22 protein-coding genes are annotated in these 21,792 nt (G+C 40.0%); 4 read left to right on the forward strand and 18 right to left on the reverse strand.

The genetic code is table 11. The features are described 5' to 3' along the window. Positions 1 to 48: 48 nt before the first annotated feature. The 4 genes from CQA58_RS05765 to CQA58_RS05780 form a co-directional block, all read right to left on the reverse strand. Positions 49 to 438, reverse strand: coding sequence for a winged helix-turn-helix domain-containing protein (locus CQA58_RS05765; RefSeq protein WP_115569807.1), 390 nt, complete (start codon positions 436 to 438; stop codon positions 49 to 51). After that, positions 438 to 1,745: a Na+/H+ antiporter family protein gene (locus tag CQA58_RS05770; protein WP_115569776.1), complete on the reverse strand. Its 1,308-nt coding sequence runs from the start codon at positions 1,743 to 1,745 to the stop codon at positions 438 to 440. Before CQA58_RS05770 ends, CQA58_RS05765 begins: the two co-directional genes overlap by 1 nt. A 146-nt stretch (positions 1,746 to 1,891) precedes the next feature. Then, on the reverse strand, positions 1,892 to 4,402 hold the full coding sequence (locus CQA58_RS05775; RefSeq protein ID WP_115569777.1) for a molybdopterin guanine dinucleotide-containing S/N-oxide reductase: 2,511 nt from the start codon (positions 4,400 to 4,402) through the stop codon (positions 1,892 to 1,894). A gap of 10 nt (positions 4,403 to 4,412) precedes the next feature. After that, a complete protein-coding gene (locus CQA58_RS05780; protein WP_115569778.1) occupies positions 4,413 to 4,982 on the reverse strand; it encodes a heme-binding protein in 570 nt (189 codons plus the stop codon). Positions 4,983 to 5,388: 406 nt separating this feature from the next. Between CQA58_RS05780 and CQA58_RS05785 the strand changes: the two genes are divergently transcribed. Then, positions 5,389 to 8,169, forward strand: coding sequence for an FtsK/SpoIIIE family DNA translocase (locus CQA58_RS05785; RefSeq protein WP_245942782.1), 2,781 nt, complete (start codon positions 5,389 to 5,391; stop codon positions 8,167 to 8,169). 76 nt (positions 8,170 to 8,245) lie between these two features. Further along, the gene (locus tag CQA58_RS05790; RefSeq protein WP_115569779.1) at positions 8,246 to 8,977 is read left to right on the forward strand and encodes a hypothetical protein; all 732 of its coding nucleotides are present in this window, start codon (positions 8,246 to 8,248) and stop codon (positions 8,975 to 8,977) included. On the opposite strand, the gene CQA58_RS05795 is transcribed toward CQA58_RS05790, so the two are convergent. The 9 genes from CQA58_RS05795 to CQA58_RS05835 form a co-directional block, all read right to left on the reverse strand. Then, entirely contained in the window at positions 8,974 to 9,828 is an 855-nt protein-coding gene (locus tag CQA58_RS05795; RefSeq protein ID WP_115569780.1) for a damage-control phosphatase ARMT1 family protein, read from the reverse strand. The two genes, CQA58_RS05790 and CQA58_RS05795, sit on opposite strands and share 4 nt — an antisense overlap. Continuing rightward, positions 9,812 to 10,246: a DUF3972 domain-containing protein gene (locus CQA58_RS05800; RefSeq protein WP_115569781.1), complete on the reverse strand. Its 435-nt coding sequence runs from the start codon at positions 10,244 to 10,246 to the stop codon at positions 9,812 to 9,814. The genes CQA58_RS05795 and CQA58_RS05800 overlap by 17 nt, the downstream gene beginning before the upstream one ends. Next, on the reverse strand, positions 10,243 to 10,740 hold the full coding sequence (gene purE / locus CQA58_RS05805; RefSeq protein ID WP_115569782.1) for a 5-(carboxyamino)imidazole ribonucleotide mutase: 498 nt from the start codon (positions 10,738 to 10,740) through the stop codon (positions 10,243 to 10,245). Before purE ends, CQA58_RS05800 begins: the two co-directional genes overlap by 4 nt. Before the next feature lie 16 nt (positions 10,741 to 10,756). Continuing rightward, positions 10,757 to 11,341 (reverse strand): GIY-YIG nuclease family protein, encoded by a 585-nt coding sequence (locus CQA58_RS05810; protein WP_115569783.1) that lies wholly within the window; start codon positions 11,339 to 11,341, stop codon positions 10,757 to 10,759. 2 nt (positions 11,342 to 11,343) lie between these two features. Then, positions 11,344 to 12,276 (reverse strand): DNA adenine methylase, encoded by a 933-nt coding sequence (locus tag CQA58_RS05815; protein ID WP_245942783.1) that lies wholly within the window; start codon positions 12,274 to 12,276, stop codon positions 11,344 to 11,346. A 22-nt stretch (positions 12,277 to 12,298) separates the two neighbouring features. Further along, positions 12,299 to 13,561 (reverse strand): peptidase U32 family protein, encoded by a 1,263-nt coding sequence (locus CQA58_RS05820; RefSeq protein WP_115569784.1) that lies wholly within the window; start codon positions 13,559 to 13,561, stop codon positions 12,299 to 12,301. 2 nt (positions 13,562 to 13,563) lie between these two features. Beyond that, positions 13,564 to 14,067: a hypothetical protein gene (locus CQA58_RS05825; RefSeq protein WP_115569785.1), complete on the reverse strand. Its 504-nt coding sequence runs from the start codon at positions 14,065 to 14,067 to the stop codon at positions 13,564 to 13,566. Then, the gene (gene prfB, locus CQA58_RS05830; RefSeq protein WP_115569786.1) at positions 14,064 to 15,155 is read right to left on the reverse strand and encodes a peptide chain release factor 2; all 1,092 of its coding nucleotides are present in this window, start codon (positions 15,153 to 15,155) and stop codon (positions 14,064 to 14,066) included. Before prfB ends, CQA58_RS05825 begins: the two co-directional genes overlap by 4 nt. Positions 15,156 to 15,239: 84 nt before the next feature. Then, the gene (locus CQA58_RS05835) at positions 15,240 to 15,737 is read right to left on the reverse strand and encodes a flavodoxin (RefSeq protein ID WP_115569787.1); all 498 of its coding nucleotides are present in this window, start codon (positions 15,735 to 15,737) and stop codon (positions 15,240 to 15,242) included. An 80-nt stretch (positions 15,738 to 15,817) separates the two neighbouring features. Between CQA58_RS05835 and thrC the strand changes: the two genes are divergently transcribed. Next, positions 15,818 to 17,260 carry a threonine synthase gene (thrC, locus tag CQA58_RS05840; RefSeq protein WP_115569788.1) on the forward strand — a complete coding sequence of 481 codons (1,443 nt, stop codon included), beginning with the start codon at positions 15,818 to 15,820 and terminating at the stop codon, positions 17,258 to 17,260. A gap of 125 nt (positions 17,261 to 17,385) precedes the next feature. Further along, entirely contained in the window at positions 17,386 to 18,063 is a 678-nt protein-coding gene (locus CQA58_RS05845) for a F0F1 ATP synthase subunit A (RefSeq protein WP_115569789.1), read from the forward strand. Here CQA58_RS05845 and CQA58_RS05850 read toward each other — a convergent pair. From CQA58_RS05850 to recA, 5 genes are read right to left on the reverse strand one after another with little or no spacing between them, the layout of a single operon-like run. Next, positions 18,060 to 18,542: a shikimate kinase gene (locus tag CQA58_RS05850; protein ID WP_115569790.1), complete on the reverse strand. Its 483-nt coding sequence runs from the start codon at positions 18,540 to 18,542 to the stop codon at positions 18,060 to 18,062. The two genes, CQA58_RS05845 and CQA58_RS05850, sit on opposite strands and share 4 nt — an antisense overlap. Continuing rightward, positions 18,539 to 19,141 carry an AMIN domain-containing protein gene (locus CQA58_RS05855; protein WP_115569791.1) on the reverse strand — a complete coding sequence of 201 codons (603 nt, stop codon included), beginning with the start codon at positions 19,139 to 19,141 and terminating at the stop codon, positions 18,539 to 18,541. The genes CQA58_RS05850 and CQA58_RS05855 overlap by 4 nt, the downstream gene beginning before the upstream one ends. Beyond that, on the reverse strand, positions 19,138 to 19,416 hold the full coding sequence (locus CQA58_RS05860) for a septum formation initiator family protein (protein ID WP_115569792.1): 279 nt from the start codon (positions 19,414 to 19,416) through the stop codon (positions 19,138 to 19,140). Before CQA58_RS05860 ends, CQA58_RS05855 begins: the two co-directional genes overlap by 4 nt. After that, positions 19,417 to 20,691, reverse strand: a complete 1,275-nt coding sequence (gene eno / locus CQA58_RS05865) for a phosphopyruvate hydratase (protein ID WP_115569793.1) — start codon at positions 20,689 to 20,691, stop codon at positions 19,417 to 19,419. A gap of 24 nt (positions 20,692 to 20,715) precedes the next feature. Continuing rightward, positions 20,716 to 21,753, reverse strand: coding sequence for a recombinase RecA (gene recA / locus CQA58_RS05870; protein ID WP_115569794.1), 1,038 nt, complete (start codon positions 21,751 to 21,753; stop codon positions 20,716 to 20,718). Positions 21,754 to 21,792 lie beyond the last annotated feature (39 nt).

The raw sequence follows: 21,792 nt of genomic DNA on the forward strand, positions 1-21,792 counted from the left end.
TAAATGCCAAAAGTTTAAAAAAGAAATATAAAGCCAAAGTAAAATAGACTAATTTTTGCAAAAACCTTTTAAAAAGATTGTAATCTCTTCTAATCTCTTATCCAAATCCTCAAGATTTTCGCACCCATCAAGCAAAGAAAAAAACTCTTCCCTCACCCACTCAAGCTTCTCAAATACCTCTATCGCTCTCTCCCCCTCCAATCTCAAAGAAGTTCCACCCCCACCAACCCCTCCATTGCTACTCTCTATCAAAGGCACACCTGAGAGTTCATTGATTTGATTGAGATTATCCCAAGCAGCTTTATAGCTCATATGCATTTTTTTGGCTGCTTTTGAGATAGAGCCTTCTTTTTGGATATGTTTCAAAAGCTCGATTCTCCCCTGCCCCAGATAGCTTTTCCCGTCTTTTTGTATCCAAATTCTTGATTGTATTCTCATCAACTATTCAACCATACAGCCCCAATCACACCGATAAGAATGAGGGGGATATTATAGACGATAAAAGTTGGCACACAAGTATCCCAAATGTGATTATGTCCTCCATCAGCATTGAGTCCTGAGGTGGGACCCAAAGTGCTATCACTTGCAGGAGAGCCACTATCTCCCAAAGCCCCAGCTATCCCTACAAGCAAGATAATAGAGGGGATAGAGAAGTTTAGAGCCAAAGCCAAAGGACAATAAATAGCAGCAATGATTGGAATCGTTCCAAAAGAAGTGCCAATCCCCATCGTGATAAGCAAACCCACTAAAAGCATTACAAGGGCTGAAAGTGCGTATCCTCCCATCATCGCTGAAGCCTCTCCTACAAGCAAATTGATTGCCCCACTCTCTTTAAGAACCGCTCCAAACCCTGAAGCCACAAGCATTACAAAGGCAATAAAAGCCATCATAGATAATCCCCCCTCCATCACCTTATCTACATCACTATATCGTATCCCACGCACGATAACCATCACGACAAGCCCACACAATGCCCCCAAAGGAAGCGAGGAAGTGAAGATTTGGATAGCAAAAGTTACAACTACCCCCAAAAGCACGCCATAGTCTTTAGGAGTCATTTTAGGCTCTTCTTCTACAAGCTCTTTTTTCTCTAGGCGAGTTTGCACATAATCTCTTGGTCTTGAATAAAGGATAAAGATTGCGATAAAAAGTCCTATAAGCATCGCAACTCCACCTATCCACATCACAGAAGTTACATCTGCAAGAGAAACCTTTACTCCATTTTGAATAAGATTGTCTTTGATAATATTTTGGAAAATCAACCCAAAACCAATAGGCAAAGCAATATATGGAGCTTGAAGTCCAAAAGAGAGGGCACAAGCAACTGCCCTGCGATCAAGTCGCATTTTATTCATCAGAGCCAAAAGTGGGGGGATAAGGATTGGGATAAAGGCAATATGCACAGGAATTAGGTTTTGAGAAAAACAAGCAATAAAGGCAATAAAAAGGCAAAAAAGTATCTTTTTGTTACCGACAAATTTAGACACCCAATGGATCAAAAATCTTGTGAGATTGCTTTGAGCAATCGCATAAGCAATCCCTCCAAGCAAAATATAACTCAATGCTGTTTCTATATTTCCACTCATTCCTTGAATGAAAATATTCATACTCTCCTCAACCCCCAAACCACTTAGCACCCCTGCAACAAGAGCAGAGATGACAATAGAGAGGAGGATATTAAAACGCAAAAGGCACAAAAGCGACATCAAAACAATAGATACCACCACAGGATTAGTCAAAACCACAATATCCTCCTAAAATACTTTTATCCATTCTAACAAAAGCTATTGGGTTTTTATCTTAAATATTTTAAAACTTCTTTAAATGAGAGAATTTTGATTGGAAGAAGAGGAGTGAGGAAGTCCCCCTAGCCAAGAGCTAGGGGTAAAGATTACTTCGCACCTTTTGGAGGAGTGAAGGCTTTAAGCTTTGGAGCTTTACCTTTGTATTTTTCAATATTTGCCAACGCTGTGTTTGCAATGTTTGCATCTGCAAGCTCAGAAGTTGGGATATCAATTGTCAATACATTGGCATTACCATTTACACAAAGTGTGTTTTCTTTTGCAGGATTCTCAGGATCATACCAAGCACCCTCATATACTCTAATCACACCTTTTGGAACAATATCACTTACCACTGCACCTGTAAGGATCTGTCCTCTTTTGTTGAATACTCTTACGATATCGCCATTTTTGATCCCCTTAGCTTTGGCATCAGCAGGGTTGATCCAAATTGGCTCACGATCAGCAACAGCATATTGATTTCTCAAACTTGTGTTGTTGAGTTGAGAGTGAAGTCTTAGGCTTGGGTGTGGGCTAACAAGTGCAAATTCAGCAGGTTTGTTTTTCATACCCATCCACTCAATTGGCTCAAACCATTGTGGATATGCACCACAATCTTTATATCCCATTTTTGCAATTGTCTCAGAGTAGATTTCAATCTTACCACTTGGTGTTCCTAGAGGATTGAGGATTGGATCTTCTCTAAACTCTCCATATCTTACAAAGTTTAGCCCTTCTTCTGTTGGAGCGAATGTAAGAGGTCTATTTGCATTCCAGAATGTTGTAAAGTCAGGCATTGGCTCACCATCAGCCATCAATGCTCCTGATTTTTGAGCTTGATTGTAGGCGACATTATAGAACTCTTCAAGCCATTGCATCTCGCTCTTGCCTTCTGTGAATTGTGCTTCAAATCCTGCAACTTTTGCTAGATCTGCAAATACCTCATAGTCGTGTTTGCTCTTTGGCATTCTCTTGACTACTTGTTTCATTGGATTGATATTGAGATTACTATAATCCCCACTCATTGTAAGGTCGTTTCTCTCATAAGGAGTTGTGATTGGGAATACGATATCTCCCATTTTTGCTGTTGGAGTCCAATACATATCATGGACAATGATTGTGCTAGGTTTCTTCCAAGCTTTTACAAGTAGGTTTGTATCTTGGTGATGAACAAATGGGTTACCACCTACCCAATACACTAGATCAATCTCAGGATAAGTAATCTTTCTACCATTGTAGTCAATTGTTTTTCCAGGATTGAGCAAACAATCAGCAATTCTTGCCACAGGGATAGAGAGTGATGATCCATCATTGAGCCACTCTTGTCCTCCACCACTTGCTTTACCCACAGTGATACCACCAATTACAGGGGCATTTGTTGTAGGACTTCCACCATTTGCATAGTGATAGCTGATACCAAATCCACCACCAGGGAGTCCGATTTGTCCGATTGCACTTGCAAGAGCCACAGTCATCCAATGCACTTGCTCTCCGTGGTGCTGTCTTTGCATATTGTAACCTGTCATAAGCATTGTTCTATTAGCAAAGAATAGATCTGCAAGTTCTTTGATTTTACTCTCACTTACTCCACAGATATTTGAAGCCCATTTTGCACTCTTTGGAGTTTTATCAGCAGTTTTGCCCATAACATAATCTGCAAACTTATCAAATCCTTCTGTATAAGTTTCGATAAATTCTTTGTCATATTTTCCAGTTGAGAGCATTGTGTGGATAATTCCTAGCATCATTGCCACATCGGTGTTTGGCTTAGGAGCGATATGCTCTGCTTTGTTGCCATAGAATGCAACTGTATTGCTCTTGATTGGATCAATGATGATGATTTTTTTGCCACTATTTTTGAGCTTTGTGAAATACTCTAGTCCTACACCATCGTTTGAACTCCAAGCGATTCTGAGTGTATCCATTGGGTTTGCTCCCCAGATTACTACCACTTTAGAGTGTTCCATAATCAAAGGCCAAGAAGTTTGTTGCTCATAAGTCTCTAGTGTTCCCATAACATGAGGCATAATCACTTGAGCCGCACCTGCTGAGTAATCCCCCAATCCTCCTACAAATCCACCACCCATAGTGAGGTATCTGTGAAGCAATGTTCTTGCATTGTGCAAGTTTCCACTTGATTTCCATCCATAAGATCCACCATAGATTCCATTTGCACCTTTTTCTTTTCTTACTCTTGCTACTTCATCAGCAACAAGTTTGATTGCTTGCTCATAGCTTACCTCTACCCACTCATCAGCTCCTCTAAGCTCACGATTGTTTTTCTTTTTCTCAAGGTAACTTTTTCTTACCATTGGAGCTTTGATTCTATTGGTGTATTTTCCATCTACCAAATCCGCTGTAACGCTTTGAAGTGGGTTATAAACCATTCCATCAAAAGCATTCACGCTCTTTACAATCTTTCCATTTTTTACACTGACTTTCATCGCTCCCCAGTGTGCTGCTGTATAAACATCACCATTGAGAACCAAATCTGTGCTGAATTTATTTGCACCTGCTGCTAGAAGTGTGCTTTTATCCACCAATTGGCTAACAAATGGGATAGAAGCAAAAAGTCCTGCGTATTTAAGGATATTTCTTCTGTTTGTATCGATTGTTTTCATGCATTCCTCCTTATTGCATATCTTTTGCATTTTTTTGTAGGTATTCAATCACAAGTTGATAGTCATTTTTATCAATTCCTGTTCGACCTGCCATTGATTTGAACATACTTGGCCATTGATTTGCACTAAACTCTTTTTCAGGGTGAAGTCCGTGACACATAGAGCAGTTTTGAGAGAATAAATCTTTTGCCTTAGCATAAAGAGGTGCTACATCTGAAGTCAAATTGGACTTATCTGTCCAAGCTGTCGCACTGACCTTATCATAAGTAACACCATTCACTACAACTGAGCCGAGTTTTTTAAACTCTACTCCTGCTTTTCCATCAAAACCTGCATTGAGGATTCTTTTCCCTGCTACAAAGTAGATTGCAGGTTTTCCTGCATCTTGATACCCACTGATAGAAACCAATACACGATTTCCCTCTTCTTTGAGAACCTCTACTTCTGCCGTAGGAAGAAGCTTCCCTATCACTTTTCCACTTGTTGCATCTGCATAAAGTGGCTTAACTACTTCAGCATATTGGGCTGCAAATACTGAAGCACACAATAAAGCTGATACTGCAAAAACTCTAGCCAACATAGACTTTGCTCCTAATGTAATGATTTTAGACTTTTTGAGAAAGTCCATGGCAATCATTTTACTTCAGTGCATTTACAAAAGCTTCAAATGGGTTATATATATTTTTATACAACGATAAAAAATACTTACAAAAATAAATAAAACTATACTTTCTTTAAAATCAAATGATTTGAAATCCCCCACCTATCGCTATTTGAGAAAAAGTGTTACTTTTGGAAAACATTCTAAAATTTTTATATTTCCCCCTTATGAAAAATCAAACCCTAAGAGATAAAAAGCTTTTTCAAGATATAATTACACCCCTATATCTAATCAATAAGGACTTTCTATTAAATATTTATTTTTAGCATTTTGTGCAATTTTTGCCTTTTTTGAACTTATGATTGTTTTTGGTGGATTTGATCTTATGGGCGTTTTTGGCAAAAGGTTTTGGGAAATCAATTTTAAATTTTTTGGAATCTTTGCCTATCTCTATCCTATCGTTTTGGTGTATTTTGGCTACTTGCTTTACCAAAAAAAAGGCACAAGGTTTAGAAGAATTGAGGTGGGAGCATCAAGCTCTTTGCTTTTTTTGCTCCTTTTGGTTTTGCAATATGCTTTGATTGACTATGGAGCGATTGGGGAGGCGATTGTAGGTGTGCTAAAACCCTATCTTGGGACATTTGGAGTGATTAGCACTTCTATGCTTTTGAGTGGTTTTTGTCTGCTTAGTTTGAGAGATGAAGATATTTTTACCTATATCAAAAAAATCAATCTCTCAAAAACAAAAACCTATCTCTCAAACTCTCTATGGACTTTCAAAACAAAAGTTGCTACCCCTCTCAAAGAGTTGCTTCAAACTCGCAAAGCCTCACAAGAAAAAATCCCTACCCCTGCAATAGAGCTAGATTTGATTGAACCCCAAATAGAAGAAGAATCACAAGAGGAGATAGAACAATCTCCACCCTTGCCTATCCCACAAATTTTACCTAAGGAGGAAACATTGTCATTACCTAAGATTCTTGAAAACACAGGATTTAGAGAAGAAGATATTGAGATTCAAGAATACTTCATCTCTCAACCCAAAGCTTCAAAAAAACACCATATTGGGTTTGCAGAACAAGATGAGATACAGCCCAAAAAAAGCCCCAATCCCTTTTCTCGTGAAGAGCTTTTGGCACTAAGCTCTTCACATATTAGCTCTAGTGCAGAGCTTCTTCAAAAGATTCGTCAAGATGATTGCAAAAATCAACCCACACAATCTACCCAACAAGCTCCACGCCCTCTCTCTCCTAAAAAAACACAACAATCTCAACCCTCTCAAATCCCAACACCTAAAGAAATGCCAAAGATTTTGCAATCCACCCCTTTGGATAAACCCAAAATCAATCAAGAGATTGAAAATATACAAGAAGAGAGTTATCAAGAGGATAGGATAGATGAGTTCCTCCAAGAGCAGATTTGGGAAGAAGAGAGCGTGAGTGAGGCTCAAGAGATGAGTGAAGAGAGAGAAAAGAAAGAGAGCTTTGAAGAGGTGCAAGAAGAGAGAGAAGAGATTGTATCTAGCTTAGAGATAAGAGAGAGTGATGAAGAGGAATTGCCCCCTACAATGCCCAAAGACTTTGAAGAGCAAAGCCCACAAGAGCTTCACACTCTCTCTATCCAATCTGCTCCCAAAAAATATTCCTCTGCTTTTGATCTCCCCCCTCAAATCCCTCAAACTCGCACTTCCAAAGTCAGCTCTCTAGCTGAAAATGAAGCATTGCTAAGTGAGATTGACAAAGGAGAGAGGGAGATTCCCAAAGACTATGCCCTCCCCCCACTCTCTCTTCTCTCTCCTGCTCCACAACAAGAAAATACAGAACTCAATGAAGAAGAGATTGATGAGAAAATTGAAAGTTTGCTAGAAAAACTTGCAGTATTCAAAATCGATGGAGATGTAACACGCACTTATTCAGGGCCAATCATCACCACCCTTGAGTTTCGCCCTGCTCCCAATGTCAAAGTCAGCCGAATCCAAAGCTTAGAAAATGATATCGCTATGGCATTGGAGGCAAAATCTATCCGTATCCAAGCCCCAATCCCTGGGAAAAATGTCGTAGGGATTGAAATCCCAAACACAACCATTCAAACTATTTATTTAAGAGAAATTTTTGAATCTGAAATCTTCAAAAATTCCTCTTCTCCCCTCACCCTTGCACTTGGAAAAGATGTCGTGGGTAATCCTTTTGTAACCGATCTCAAAAAACTTCCCCACCTCCTCATCGCAGGAACGACAGGGAGTGGAAAGAGCGTGGGAGTGAATGCGATGATTCTCTCCCTCCTCTATCGCAACTCTCCTGATGACCTAAAGCTAATGATGGTAGATCCCAAAATGGTAGAGTTTATGCCCTACACCGATCTCCCTCATCTCATCACTCCAATCATCACAGACCCCAAAAAGGCAGTGATTGGACTTGCTAATGCAGTAAGAGAAATGGAGCGACGCTATACATTGATGAGTCAATCTCGCACCAAAGAGATTGTCAGCTACAACCAAAAGGCTGAAGAGCTAGGGCTAGAGAAATTTCCCTACTTTGTCATCATCATCGATGAATTAGCCGATCTAATGATGACAGCAGGAAAAGAAGTAGAATACTCTATGGCAAGAATTGCCCAAATGGGAAGAGCTTCAGGAATGCACCTCATCGTCGCTACTCAAAGCCCAAGAGCAGAAGTGCTTACAGGACTTATCAAAACAAACCTCCCTGCCCACCTCAGCTACAAAGTGGGGACAAAAATTGATGCAAGTATCATCGGTTGTGCAGGGGCTGAGACATTGCTAGGAAGAGGAGATATGCTATTCACTCCCCCTGGAGTGAGTGGGCTAGTGCGACTGCATGCTCCTTGGAGTAGTGAAGATGAAGTCAATGAGATTGTCAGCTATATCAAAGATCAAAGAGAAGTGATGTATAACCCACTCTTCTCTCCTGAAGAAAAAGAAAGCTTAGGGGCGATGGATAGTGAAGAGCTAGATAGTGAGAGTGCTGAACTTATTGCTAGGGCAAAAGATGAGATCTTACAAAGTGGCAAAACCTCTATTAGCTATATTCAAAGACGCTTGGGGGTGGGATTTAATAAGGCTTCAGATATTATGGAGAAACTAGAGCAAATGGGATTTGTATCTGCTCCAAACTCAAAAGGAGCTAGAGAGATTTTGGGAGATTAAGAATCAAATTTTCTCCTTGTAATCTAATGAGTTTTTTTAAAATGCTATTCTTTGAAAAAATTTTGAAGGAAAAACAATGAAAAAACATATCCACGCTCTACTTCTCCCCCTCTACCTCTTTGGGGCAGAAGAAGTGATTATCGAGCAAGAAGTCGTGCAAACTCCTGAGATGCAACCTCGCCAAGAAGTCATACTTGAGCCTATGCCTGAAGTGTTTTATGAGATGAGAAAGAGTGGTTTTCTTTTGGGGGTTGATTTGAGTTTGGGAGAGTTCAATACAAATACAATGTTTCCCCTTGCATCTTTTTCTGAAAATGCCAAAAGCCTCTCTACAATGTTTGGAATCTTTGGGGGCTATCAATACTATTTTGATGAAAACTTTGGACTAAGAACGACGCTTCATCTCTCAAGTGGGACTTTGAGTGATGCCCAATACTCTATTGATGGAGATGAATTGCAAAACACCTCTACTCCTCTTTGGCTTGGACTTAGAGTGAATGCATTATGGGATTTTTGGCAATTTGGCACACACGCTTTGGGAATGAGTGCAGGGATAGGATACAACGCAGAGTTTTATCTCAACCACCAATACAGCGTCAATGAGGACTCTTATAATGGCTCAAACCTAATCCAGCACAACCTCTATCCGATTCTAGGAATCCACTACTATTATAGGAATCATCAATTTGAGCTAACCTATCGCTTCAGTGGTTCGCTCAATTACTCTTCTTTGGCAAATGACAATGGCTTTGAATCCCTTATCAAATACAATAACTTTTTTGGACTCTCTTATTCTTTCAGATTCTAAGAATCTTGCTTAAACACCATTTTGCCTATGGGGGCTTTAAGCACCCCACTTACAACAGGGCATTTAATCTTGCATAAGAAAAACACCCTCTTATCCCCCTTGCCCTCCATACACTCAAAGTTTCCCATCCCCTTAGCCACTATCACATCGCAACTCAAAAATATCTCTCTAGCCTTTGGCAATGCCTCTTCACACACAAACCCTGCACTCCCCACTCCACTATCCACCACCTCTGCTACTTCAAACATTCCACTGCATTGTGGAAAGTGCAAAATATCAGCATAAGTAAGATCGTTGATGATAGGTTTGCCTCGTGTGAAATAATAGATTTTGAGGTGGGGATATTCTCTCTTTAGCACCTTTGCCAAAACCTCATCAAAGAGATTTTCCCCTGCATTATCTCCTAAAATCGCTAGACTTTTAGCACTCTGTAATCTAGTCAAAAAGCTCTCAAACTCAAAATAAGCAAACTCTAGCCCCTCCCTCTCCCTCTCAAAGTCAAACGCCTCTATCTCAAATGATGACGCACTCCCATAATCTATCACATTGCCTAGCACACTTACTTTGAGGGCATCTTGCAAAGAGAGTGTAGAGCAATCAAGGCAGGAGAGAATCTGATAAGCTTTCAAAATACATTCTTGCTTGATTTCTCTATACAAATCTTCCACCCCTCTCTCTTTGGCGATTTTGCCATAGAGGGTTTGAGCGATTTGTGGAGGGCAGAGATGAGCTGAAGCCCCATTGCTATCTTTGGGGAGCAAGGAGAGAAAAGTTTCATATTCTTCTATATCTTCTATCCATACTCTAGCTTGATTGCTCAAGCATTCAAAGCATTCACTTTGAGCTTTCATTTTTGCTGACTTTATCCCACATCAAGCGATATTTTCTCTTCATCGCCTCAATCTCTTCACGATTTTTCTCCAACTCTTGGCGTAAAAACTCAATCAGTTGTTTTTCTTGTTTGTAGGTTTCTTGCATTGAGGCAATGGTGTTTTTGAGAAATTCATTTTCACTCTTATAGGCTGAAATCACCTCATCTTTGGCGATAGTGAGTTTGGAGTGGATTTCTAAAATCTTTTGGATACTCTCTTGAAACATTTGCTCCTCACCACTAGGCACAGGGGGAGTCGCTACCACTCTTAAATACAGCTCTCCTTTGACATTCTTTGCCTCAATCTCTTTGCTTTTGACAAGCTTAGCAATTTGAGATTTGCTATATTGTGTCTGCTCTATAAACTCATTGAGCTCTAGCCATTCTTTCCCACTCACTGCACTCTTACCTCAATCTCACTAGAATCAAGCTCCACCTTTTTGGCTTTCATCACACGATCTTCAAGGAGTTTGCCAAAAAGCTCTTTGTTTTTGAGTGCCATAATCTGCATCGCAAAATACGCACTATTCACAGCCCCTGCTTTGCCCACACTCATCGTCGCCACAGGCATTGCTGAGGGCATCTGCACGGTGGAGAGCAAAGCATCAACCCCATCAAGCACCCCACCACTCAAAGGCACACCAATCACAGGGCGAGAAGTCATCGAGGCAATCGCTCCTGCCAAGTGGGCTGCCATCCCTGCTGCACCGATGAAGACTTGAGCTCCTCTTGATTCTGCATCTTTGATATACTCTTTTGTCCTCTCAGGGCTTCTATGGGCTGAAGTGATTAGCACCTCATAGGGCACATCAAACTTCTTAAACACCTCTACACAATGGCTCATCACTTCCCAATCGCTCTTACTCCCCATCATCACTGCTACAAAATCCATACTTCCTCCTTAGACGCTAGCTTTTTTGTTTTCTTTTACGATTTGCAGATTCTTTCATAATATCAGCATGTGCTATTTTTGCTTCATTGGGCCAATCAGCTCCTTGCTCTTGAAGATTCCATTCAGGATACTTGCCCTTTTCTCTCTCCAAATAATCCTCCAAACAACATTCTTCAATCAATTTAGGATTAAGACTAGCAATCTTTTTCTTTTTGCCAAAAAGTCCTTTAACATACGCATCAAAATTATCCTGATAAATCATATAGAACTCAATTTTCTTCCCTTGAAGAATTGTATGATATAGAAAATACCAAACTCCATAACTTCGAATACTTGGCCTACCTTTAACTCCACCGTCTTGATAGATTTGCAAAGTGTTTTTCATCCCACCCTTAGAACCTGAAGCTCCAATCTTTTTAATCACGCCATCTACAACAATCAGATACACCCTAGAAACATCAGCCGTTAGAATCTTTTTTGGCAACTCCTTGCCATTTTCATCTATGAGCTTAGACACATAATTGAATTTAAGCTTCGTTTGTCCCTCTACAAACTCAACATCTACAATTTTAAAAGCTGTTTTTACTTCTGTGATTTTCACTCCTACTCCTTTACTATCAGCAACTCATGAGATTGCTTTATGTTTGTAAAATCCCCTCTATCAATACGATTTTTTCCAATCCTTGTTTCCCCTTGTCCCATTGTGTATTGCCATGATACATCAATGAGTTTAAAATCTTTGTATGTCTCTCTCACCCATTGACAATCATTATAACTCAAGACAAATTTCCCCTTATGATTTTTCAATAGTTCAGCCAGTTTATCATGAGGGAAATTATTGTGATGAATAGGAAAATTCCTTTGTGGATATATCCCTCTAAACATTTTAGAATCTCCTTCTAAAAAATATGGAGGATCAAGATAAAAGAAATCGTTAGGATAGTCTTCAAGCACTTTCTCAAAACTACTGCACTCTACGCTTAGATTTTCTCCATTAAAATTTCTTATTTTTTCTATCATATTCAGATAGCGTTGTGGAGATTCATAAATCTTACTCATCCACCCTAAAAATCCTGGACCATAGCTAAGGTTAAAATTGAAATAATAATCTCGTGCCAATGTTCTGCTATCCAAAACAATTTCTTTTTTCCAATGTTTTTTTAACTCTTCTTTAATTTCAGCGTATTGTTCTTTTGTAGGGAGAAGTTGAATCAGGTCATCATAAAGAGTTTTAGAATCTTGAATCAAGAATTGCCAAAAATTAACAAGAATATCAAATATATCAAAACCCACTACTTTCACTCCAAGCTCTGAAGCACAAGCAATTTCTACGCTTCCACCTCCAAAAAATGGAGAAATAACCCTATTTATATCTTTAGGAAAATACTCAAGTATGATTCCTACAGCCAATGACTTTCCACCTGGATATCTCAAGGGGCTTTTGGTGTATCTTTTATAGGCTAAACGCTGTCCTCTTAAAGAGTGCAAAAAAGTTACTCTTCTCTCTTCAAGAGAATAGATTTCATCAGAAAACAAGCTTTGAGTATTGCTAAACAATCTATATCTCCTCCCTAAAGAAACTAAAACTAGGCAATCTCACAGGAAGCTTTACACGATTGACATTTCCACTATGGATTTCACTTAGCTCTTTTCCATTTTCTAGCTCAAGTTTTTTGAAGCTAATGAGATATTTTCCATTATGCTCCACAATCACGCCAAGCTCATTATTGACACAAGGGATTATCTCGCCTTTGGGAGCGATGATTTCTTTATACTCCCCCACTCTTATGGTATGGCGACACACACACCACTCTCCACACTCACTCACCTCTGCATTGACTTGATAGCTCCCCTCACTTATAGCTGTTTTGTGGTTTTGGGTATTGAGTTTTTCGTGAGGGCGGTGGATAATATAGCCATCAGTAAATCCTCGATTTTTAAGAGTATTTAGCTCTTCTTGGTATTTTGGAGCTCTATATCTGCCCTCATAGTAGTCGTCTATGGCTTCACGATAGGTGCGTGCAGTGATTCCTGCATAGTAATTACTTTTTGTCCTTCCCTCGATCTTAAGTGCATCAATAGCTCCACTTTTTAGAATCTCATCTAAATGAGAGGCAAGATTTAAATCTTTGGCATTGAAAATATGTGTGCCTACCCCCTCTTCTTCGTGCAACCTCATCATCACGCCATTATCAGGGTTTCGCACATAGTATTCATAATCAAACCGACAATCATTCGCACAGCTCCCACGATTGGGGACTCTTCCGTTTTGGAGTGCTGAGATTAGACAACGCCCTGAGAATGCAAAGCACATACTCCCATGCACAAAAATCTCTAGCTCCAAATCAGGCAGATGCTTTTTGATTTCCACCGCATCACTTAAGCTTAGCTCCCTAGCTGCTACAATCCTCTTCACACCTAGCTCATAGAACACTTCAGCATCTAAGACATTTAAGACATTGGCTTGAGTGGAGAGGTGGATTGGGATTTGAGGGGCTAGTTTTCTAGCAAGTCGCACCACCCCTGGGGTAGCGATAATGAAAGCATCAGGCTCTAGCTCTGCCATTTTTAAGATATGAGATTCTAGAAGTTTGAGCTGAGAGTTGAAAGGAAATCCATTAATTGTGGCATACACCTTCTTCCCCCTCTCATGAGCGTAATCTATCCCCTCTTTGAAGCTCTCTAGGGTAAATTCTTTCCCTGCTCGATTTCTCAAAGAAAAATGCGATACTCCTCCATAGACTGCATCAGCCCCATAACTGATAGCGATTTTGAGTTTTGTAAGATTCCCTGCGGGGGAGAGAAGTTGTGCTTTTTTCATAATTAACCTTTATTCAAAAAATGATTTGAGAGATTTTGCAAACTTTGTGAATCAATGTTTTGATTGTCTGCATTTTGATTGCTTGTCGTGGTTTGGATAAAGTCTTTGATTTTCTCACCTAGCAACATATCCAAACACCCTATCACGCTTTTGAGTAATACCCCTGCTTTGGCAATCCCCTCTTGCTCCTCACTTGTATTGGCACTCACCTCTAATATCTCTAGCCCCCTCTCACTTAGCTGAGAGAGTGCAAGGGAGTGGGTAAGGGCTTCTTGTATTTGATCTTTTGAGGTTTTAAAGATTTCATATTCAGGATTTTGCTCACTTAGGATATTCATCACTTGGGCTTGTTCTTTTAGGCATTGTTGCACGAAAGTATTTCTACCTTGCACTTGAGTGAGAAGTGAGCAAAGCTTCTCAATCCTCTCTAGCATTTCCACACTATAAGTCTTGGCCTCTTTGATAAGCTCTAGGGCTTCTTGTATTTGAGGGAGTTGTGAGCTCATTGCACTGCTCCACTGACCAATACCCCCTCAATCATCTCATCTAAATCCCCATCCAAAATCGCCTCAACATTGCTAAAAGCTTGATTGCTTCTTGAATCTTTGACTTGCTGATAGGGGGCTAGGACATAGCTTCGGATTTGATGACCCCACCCAATCTCACTTTTCTCTTGGTTTGAGGCTGAGGCGTTTTGCTTTTCTCTCTCTAGCTCATAGAGTTTGCTCTTTAGCATTTTTAGAGCTGTGGCTTTGTTTTTGTGCTGACTTCTGTCATTTTGGCATTGCACGACAATCCCTGTGGGAAGGTGGGTGATTCGGATAGCCGATTCGGTTTTATTGACATGTTGCCCTCCTGCCCCACTTGCCCTATAAGTATCTATCCTTATATCTTTATCTTCAATGACTATATCAATATCATCATCAAGCTCAGGACTGACTTGCACACTAGAGAAACTTGTATGTCGCTTCGCATTGGCATCAAAGGGAGAGATTCTCACCAAACGATGAACGCCATTCTCACTTTTCATATATCCATAAGCATTCTCTCCTTTGATGATAAATGCCACACCTTTTATCCCTGCCTCCTCGCCATCTTGATAATCTAGTAGCTCCACTTTAAACCCCCTTCTCTCAGCCCATCTAAGATACATTCGATAAAGGATGCTTCCCCAATCTTGACTTTCCGTCCCCCCTGCTCCAGGTTGAATAGTAATGATTGCGTTTGCTCCATCGTGCTCCCCACTAAGCATTACTTCAATCTCCACCTTTTTGATCACACCCTCAAGCTTAGCACTTTCAGAAAACAACTGCTCTTTTAATCCCTCATCTTCTTGAGCGATTTCAAAAAGCTCTTTGGCATCATCTAGCATTCCTCTAGCATTGTTGTATGTTTCTAGCAATCGATTGAGGCGTGATTTTTCTTTGCCCACTTCCCCTGCTCTTTTTGCATCATTCCAAAAGTTTGGATCTTGCTGAATAGCTTCAATCTCATCAAGTTGAGATTTGATTTCATCAGGTTTGATGATTTTTGCAATGTTGTTGCATTTGTTGTCAAGTTCTTTTAGAAGTTCAGAGTATTCATAATTATCCATAGAATTCCTAGCTAATTAAATTTTAGGGAATTCTAGCAAAAGATAAAGATTCTTAAAAGCTCTCCACCCCCTTTTGTGAATCTTTTAGATAAACTCTCCTCTAATTTGCTCTACCCACGCTTTCACTCTCCCCTCTGTAAGCTCACTTTGATTCTCCTCATCAATAGCTAGTCCCAAAAACTCCTCCCCATCAACTGCCATACTCTCCTCAAAGATATACCCCTCTTTACTCACTCTCCCTACAACTTTGGCACTTTTGACAACTTGATAAAGATGATAAATACTCTCTACAAATGTATCTCCATAGCTATCGCCATCTCCTACACCCACCAATGCCACGACTTTTGAGCTAAAATCACTCTCGTTTAGGTTTTTTAATGCCTTCTCCCAATCATCTTGCAAATCCCCACTTCCATAAGTCGCACTTGCAAAGATAAGGTTTTCAAATCCCAAAATTGTGTCTTTATCTACTTTGGCAATGTCAAAGATTTCAGCACTATCGCCTAGCTCACTAGCAATCTTTTTGCAAACTTCTTGAGTGTTTCCACTTTCGCTTCCATAAAAAATTCCTACTTTTTTCATTTGTTTTCCTTTATAATGGTTTTGACAAAAGGCATATACCTAACTTATGATTTATTTTTTGTTTATTTCAAGGATTGCGTATGGAAATTTTCACTCAAACTCGTGGAGGAGATAACACCCCTCATTTCACACTCAAAGAAAGTATTCTCTCGCCCAAAGCTAGTTTTGGAGGGCTATATACTCTAAACTCACTTCCCACTATCCCCTCTCTTCAAGCCCTGCTCCATCTAAACTACTCTGAGCTTACTCAACACATTTTCTCACTTTTACACATTGAGAGCCAAGAGCTTAGTGTGGCATTGGAGAGTTATAAGAGTTTTGATAATCCACTCAATCCTGCTCCCACCCACAAAATCGCTCCAAACCTCTATCTTCAAGAGCTTTTTCACGGACCTTCAAGAGCATTTAAAGATATGGCACTTCAGCCATTGGGGCAATTGTTTTCTCTTTTTGCAGGGGAGCAAAAATATCTTTTGCTTACTGCTACAAGTGGAGATACAGGCCCAGCAACTTTGGAGAGCTTTAAAAATATAGATAATATCCAAGTCGTTTGCCTCTATCCTGCCAAAGGGACAAGCGATGTGCAACGATTGCAAATGAGCACCCAAGATGCACCCAATCTCAAAGTCATTCCACTCATTGGAGATTTTGATGACGCTCAGCACACACTAAAATCCCTCCTCAATGATGAAGAGTTTTTACAAACTTTAAGAGAGAGAGGGGTGCAAACCTCTGTGGCAAACTCTGTCAATTTTGGACGCATTGCCTTTCAAATCATCTATCATATTTGGGGATATTTGAGCCTTGTGAGAAGTGGAGAGATTACACTAGGGGAGAGCGTGGAGTTTGCAATCCCTAGTGGAAACTTTGGCAATGCTTTGGGAGCGTTTTATGCCAAGCTTATGGGTGTGCCAATCAGCAAAATCATCATCGCAAGTAATCCAAACAATATCTTAAGCGACTTTATCCAAAGCGGAATCTATGATATCTCTCATCGCCACTTGCTCCCTAGCTACTCCCCTGCAATGGATATCCTCAAAAGCTCCAATATCGAGCGAGTGCTGTTTACTCTCTTTGGAGCAAATCGCACAAAGGAGCTAATGGCAAATCTTGATGCCCACAAACGCTATACCCTTACAAGTGAGGAGCTAGAAGTCTTGCAAGAGCATTTTATGGCAGGGTATTGCACTGATAAAGAATGTTTGCAAACTATTAGAGAATTAGCCAAAGATAATATCATCATCGATCCCCACACAGCCAACGCCTACTTTATCGCCCAAAAACTCTCCACTCAAAAAACGCTAATTTGCTCTACTGCTGAGTGGAGTAAATTTAGCCCCACAATCGCCTATGCAATCAATGGCGAAAAATATAGCGATAAAAAAGCACTAGAGTGGATAGCACAAAATTATCATCTCTCTATCCCCTCCTCTATCTGTGCTTTGTTTGAAAAAGAAGAGAGGGTTTGCTCCCCTATCTCTCCTCAAGAAGTGAGAGGGAAAATCTTGGAGTGGGTGAAATAATTTGCTTTTTTGTAACTAAATTGACACAATCCCCAAAAAAGCTCTCATTTTTTTCAACTTCTTGAAGTTTTTGAGATAAAATGAGTTAATTTTTTGTCATCAAAATTTATCAAAGTGAGGAAAATATGGAAGGACGAGTTTTTACCTTTGCAGGACTAATCAACTCAAATCACGATTTCATCATTGGATTTTATACAATCCTTGTGGCATTGCTTGTTTTACTCTTTGCCAAACTTGCCACACGCAATATGCAAATCATTCCCACAGGGCTTCAAAATGTCTATGAGTTCTTTATCAGTGGGATTATCAATGTCGCAAGTGATGTGGCAGGAAGAGAAATAGCACTCAAATATCTTCCACTTGCTGGAACGATTGCATTTTTTGTATTTTTCTCCAATGCCATTGGGATTATCCCTGGCTTTGAATCCCCTACTTCAAGCTGGAGCTTTACTCTTGTTTTGGCGTTGGTTGTGTTTTTCTACTATCACTATGAGGGAATCAAAGCAAAAGGATTCTTCCACTATTTTGGACACTTTCTTGGACCTGTCAAAGTTTTGGCTCCATTAATGCTCCCTATTGAAATCATTTCACATTTTTCAAGAATCATCTCTCTCTCATTCCGTTTGTTTGGAAATATCAAGGGAGATGATATGTTTTTGCTTGTAATGCTTATGCTTGCTCCTTGGCTTGCACCCCTTCCTGCATTTGCAATCCTAACTCTTATGGCATTTCTTCAAGCCTTTGTTTTTATGATTCTCACTTATGTGTATATTGCAGGTGCTGTAATGGAAGAAGATCACTAAGATCTTCTCCAATCCTCTATTATCTCTTGTATTGCCCCCTCTTTTTGATTATCGACAACCTTTGAAGCTTGAGCTTGATATAGCTTCTCTCTTTGGATATAGAGAGTTTTTATCTCTTTTGATAGAGGGCGTTTGACACTCTCCTCTCCCACAGATAGCCTTCTCTCTATCTCATCTAATCCCACTTGAAGATAATACACTCTCCCAAGCCTTCTCACATCATTTTGCAATACAAATCCTCCCCCACAATCAATGATATAGCTCTCCTCAAACTCAAAAATCCTCTCAAATGCTCTTTTTTCCCATTCTCTAAACTCTCTCTCTCCATAAAGAGAGAAAATCTCAGCAATGCTTATCCCACACTGCTTACTAATCCAAGTATCACTAGAGAAGATAGGGAGTGAGAGGGAGTGGGAGAGGGAAGAGGCAAGTGTGCTTTTTCCACTTGCCATAAAGCCAATCAAAACAAGGTGTTTCATTTCAAGACAATGATATAGCCCTTTTCATCTTGTTCGATATTGTAACCATATTGCCCATCAAGAGTGAGGGTTACACGATAGAAGTCTTGGTGAGTCCCCAAAGAGATATTGCTAAAAAATCTACCTTTGAGATTGAAAACTTGATTGATATTTTTCTCACTACGATTGAGATCTAAGATGATTCTAAAAGGCTTGGGTAAAACAAAGTTTTGCACCAATCTAAAAGGAGAGTAGATACGAATCGTTTTGGCTTTGATGATAAACTCAAATTCCCCTACCTTATAGCTCACAGGCTTTTTCTCTTCAATCACAGATTCATCGCCAATTTGAGAGATTGTGATAGGATAGTGCCAATCTATATCGCTATTGATTGGCACACTTTTTTCCTCAATTGAGCCATCAATCTTTTGATAGACAAACTTCACTTCTTTTAAAATCCTTGTTGTGCTTGGCAAACTCACATCAAGACTTTCAAGAGGCTTGCTTATCTCTCCCTCCACACTATGAGGGCTTCCTTTGGGTGTCATCTTTAGCTCAAAAGGATCTTCTCTCCCTACAAGCAAAGAGAGTAATAATCCCACAATAAATAATTTTTTCATTTTTTCTCCTCAAGATTAGGCTCAAGTCCTCTAAGTTCAAAAATTACTTTTTGCAATTCTACATTTTCATTTTGCAAACTCAAAACCTGATTTTCAATTTGTCGTTTTTCTTTAACAAGTTTTGAATACACCATAATGGAATTGTCTCCATAAAATAGAAAATACACATAAATCCCCAAAGCCAATACAAAACCTATAATCCAACCCTTTTTGAGAAACTTTTTTAAAGGCTTCTCCTCTTCTTGAGTAAAAAGTTCTTCTAAATCTTCTTTCATCTATCCAAATATCTTCCATCCCAAATATTCTCCCCCTCTTAACTCTTGCTCAATCTGAAGCAACCGATTGTATTTTGCCATTCTCTCACTTCTTGCTGTTGAGCCTGTTTTGATTTCCCCTGTATTAAGTGCCACAGCAAAGTCTGCAATAAAAGTATCCTCACTCTCTCCACTTCTATGACTCATCACACTGCGATAACGATGATGAAGTGCTAGGCGAATGGCTTTCATTGTCTGAGAGATTGTGCCAATTTGATTGGGTTTAATCAAAATTGCATTACCAATCCCCTGACTTATGCCCTCTTGCAAAATCTTATGATTGGTTACAAACAAATCATCTCCCACCAATTGCACCCTCTTTCCAAGCTTCTCTGTCAAGAGTTGCCACCCACTCCAATCATCTTCACTCAATCCATCTTCAATGGATACGATTGGATAGGAATTGATAAGCTTTTGATAATACTCCACCAATTCCTCAGAGCCCAGAACTCTTCCCTCGCCTTTGAGATGATAAGCTCCACCCTCTCCTACTAGCTCACTGCTTGCCACATCAAGAGCGATAGAGATTTGCTCCCCTGCTCTATATCCTGATTTTTCAATCGCTTGTAAAATCACCTCAATTGGCTCTTGGTTATTTGCAAAGTTTGGAGCAAATCCCCCCTCATCGCCAATGGCTGTAATCTCTCCCCTATCATTAAGAATCTTTTTGAGATTTTGATACACTTCAGCTGAAGCCCTCAAGGCTTCAGAAAAACTATCAAACCCTAAGGGCATAATCATATATTCTTGAAAATCCACATTGTTATCTGCGTGGCTTCCTCCATTGATGATATTAAGCATTGGCACAGGCAAAACATTTGCATTCGCACCACCTAAATATCGATAAAGAGGGAGATTGAGGGATTTTGCACTTGCTCTTGAGTATGCCATACTCACGCCCAAAGTCGCATTTGCTCCAAGATTGGAGAAATTATCTGTCCCATCAAGCTCTTCTAATAATCCATCAATCTTTCCTTGATCATTTGCCTCAAGCCCCACTAGATTGTCTTTGATTAAAGTATTGACATTCTCACACGCCTTTAGCACCCCCTTACCCAAATAACGCTCTTTGTCTTGATCGCGTAATTCTAGTGCTTCCCTTTTGCCTGTGCTTGCCCCACTTGGCACGATTGCCTCCCCACTGCTCCCCTCATCAAGCAAAACCTCAACTCTCAAAGTGGGATTCCCACGACTATCTAATACTTCAAACGCTCTAATGTCTGCTATTTTTGGCATTTTGTCTCCTTTTATGGGATTGACTTATATCTCCTCAGGCTCATCAGGCAAAGGCATAATCTCATCTTGAACGCCAATTTGCTCTTTGATTTTTGCCACAATCTCCTCACGCACTTCTTTATTTTCTTTGAGGAAGAGCTTTGCATTCTCTCTTCCCTGCCCTAGCTTAGTCGCTCCATAGCTAAGCCAAGAGCCACTTTTGTCAATTATGTCAAGCTTCACTCCATAATCAATAATCTCTCCCTCAAAAGAGATACCTTCTCCAAACATAATGTCAAACTCAGCCTCTCTGAAAGGTGGAGCGACTTTGTTTTTGACAACTTTAGCTTTGGCTCTATTTCCAATTTGTTGCTCGTTTTGTTTGAGGGTGGCAATGCGTCTGATATCAATTCTCACACTTGCATAGAATTTGAGTGCATTTCCACCTGTGGTTGTCTCAGGGCTTCCATATCCCATCATTCCAATCTTCATACGAATTTGGTTGATGAAAATTAGTGTTGTATTCATTTTGTGAAGCACACCTGTAATCTTACGCAACGCATGACTCATAAGCCTTGCTTGAAGTCCCACATGCTGATCTCCCATATCTCCTTCAATCTCGGCTTTGGGAGTAAGGGCAGCCACCGAGTCGATAACCACCAAATCCACAGCCCCACTGCGTGTAAGAGTTTCTAAAATCTCTAAAGCCTGTTCTCCATTGTCAGGTTGAGAAACCAAAAGATTTTCAATATCCACTCCAAGCTTTTTTGCATAATACACATCAAGTGCGTGTTCAGCGTCAATAAAGGCACAAATCCCACCATTTTTCTGACACTCTGCAATGATTTGCAAACTCAAAGTCGTCTTTCCTGAACTCTCAGGTCCATAGATTTCTACAATCCTTCCCTTAGGAATCCCACCAATTCCTAGAGCCATATCAAGCCCTAGTGATCCTGTGGAAATGGCATCAATTTTTTCAACCTGCTTATCACCCAATCGCACCAAAGCCCCCTTACCAAAGGCTTTATCCACTTGTTTGAGTGCAAGTTCTATGGCTTTTTTCTTTTGCTCATCAATACTCATTGAATCCTCTCTATCTAAAAAATGTATTTTTGGTTATTC

This window comes from Helicobacter brantae, from assembly GCF_003364205.1.
GTDB classification, from domain to species: Bacteria; Campylobacterota; Campylobacteria; order Campylobacterales; family Helicobacteraceae; genus Helicobacter_G; species Helicobacter_G brantae.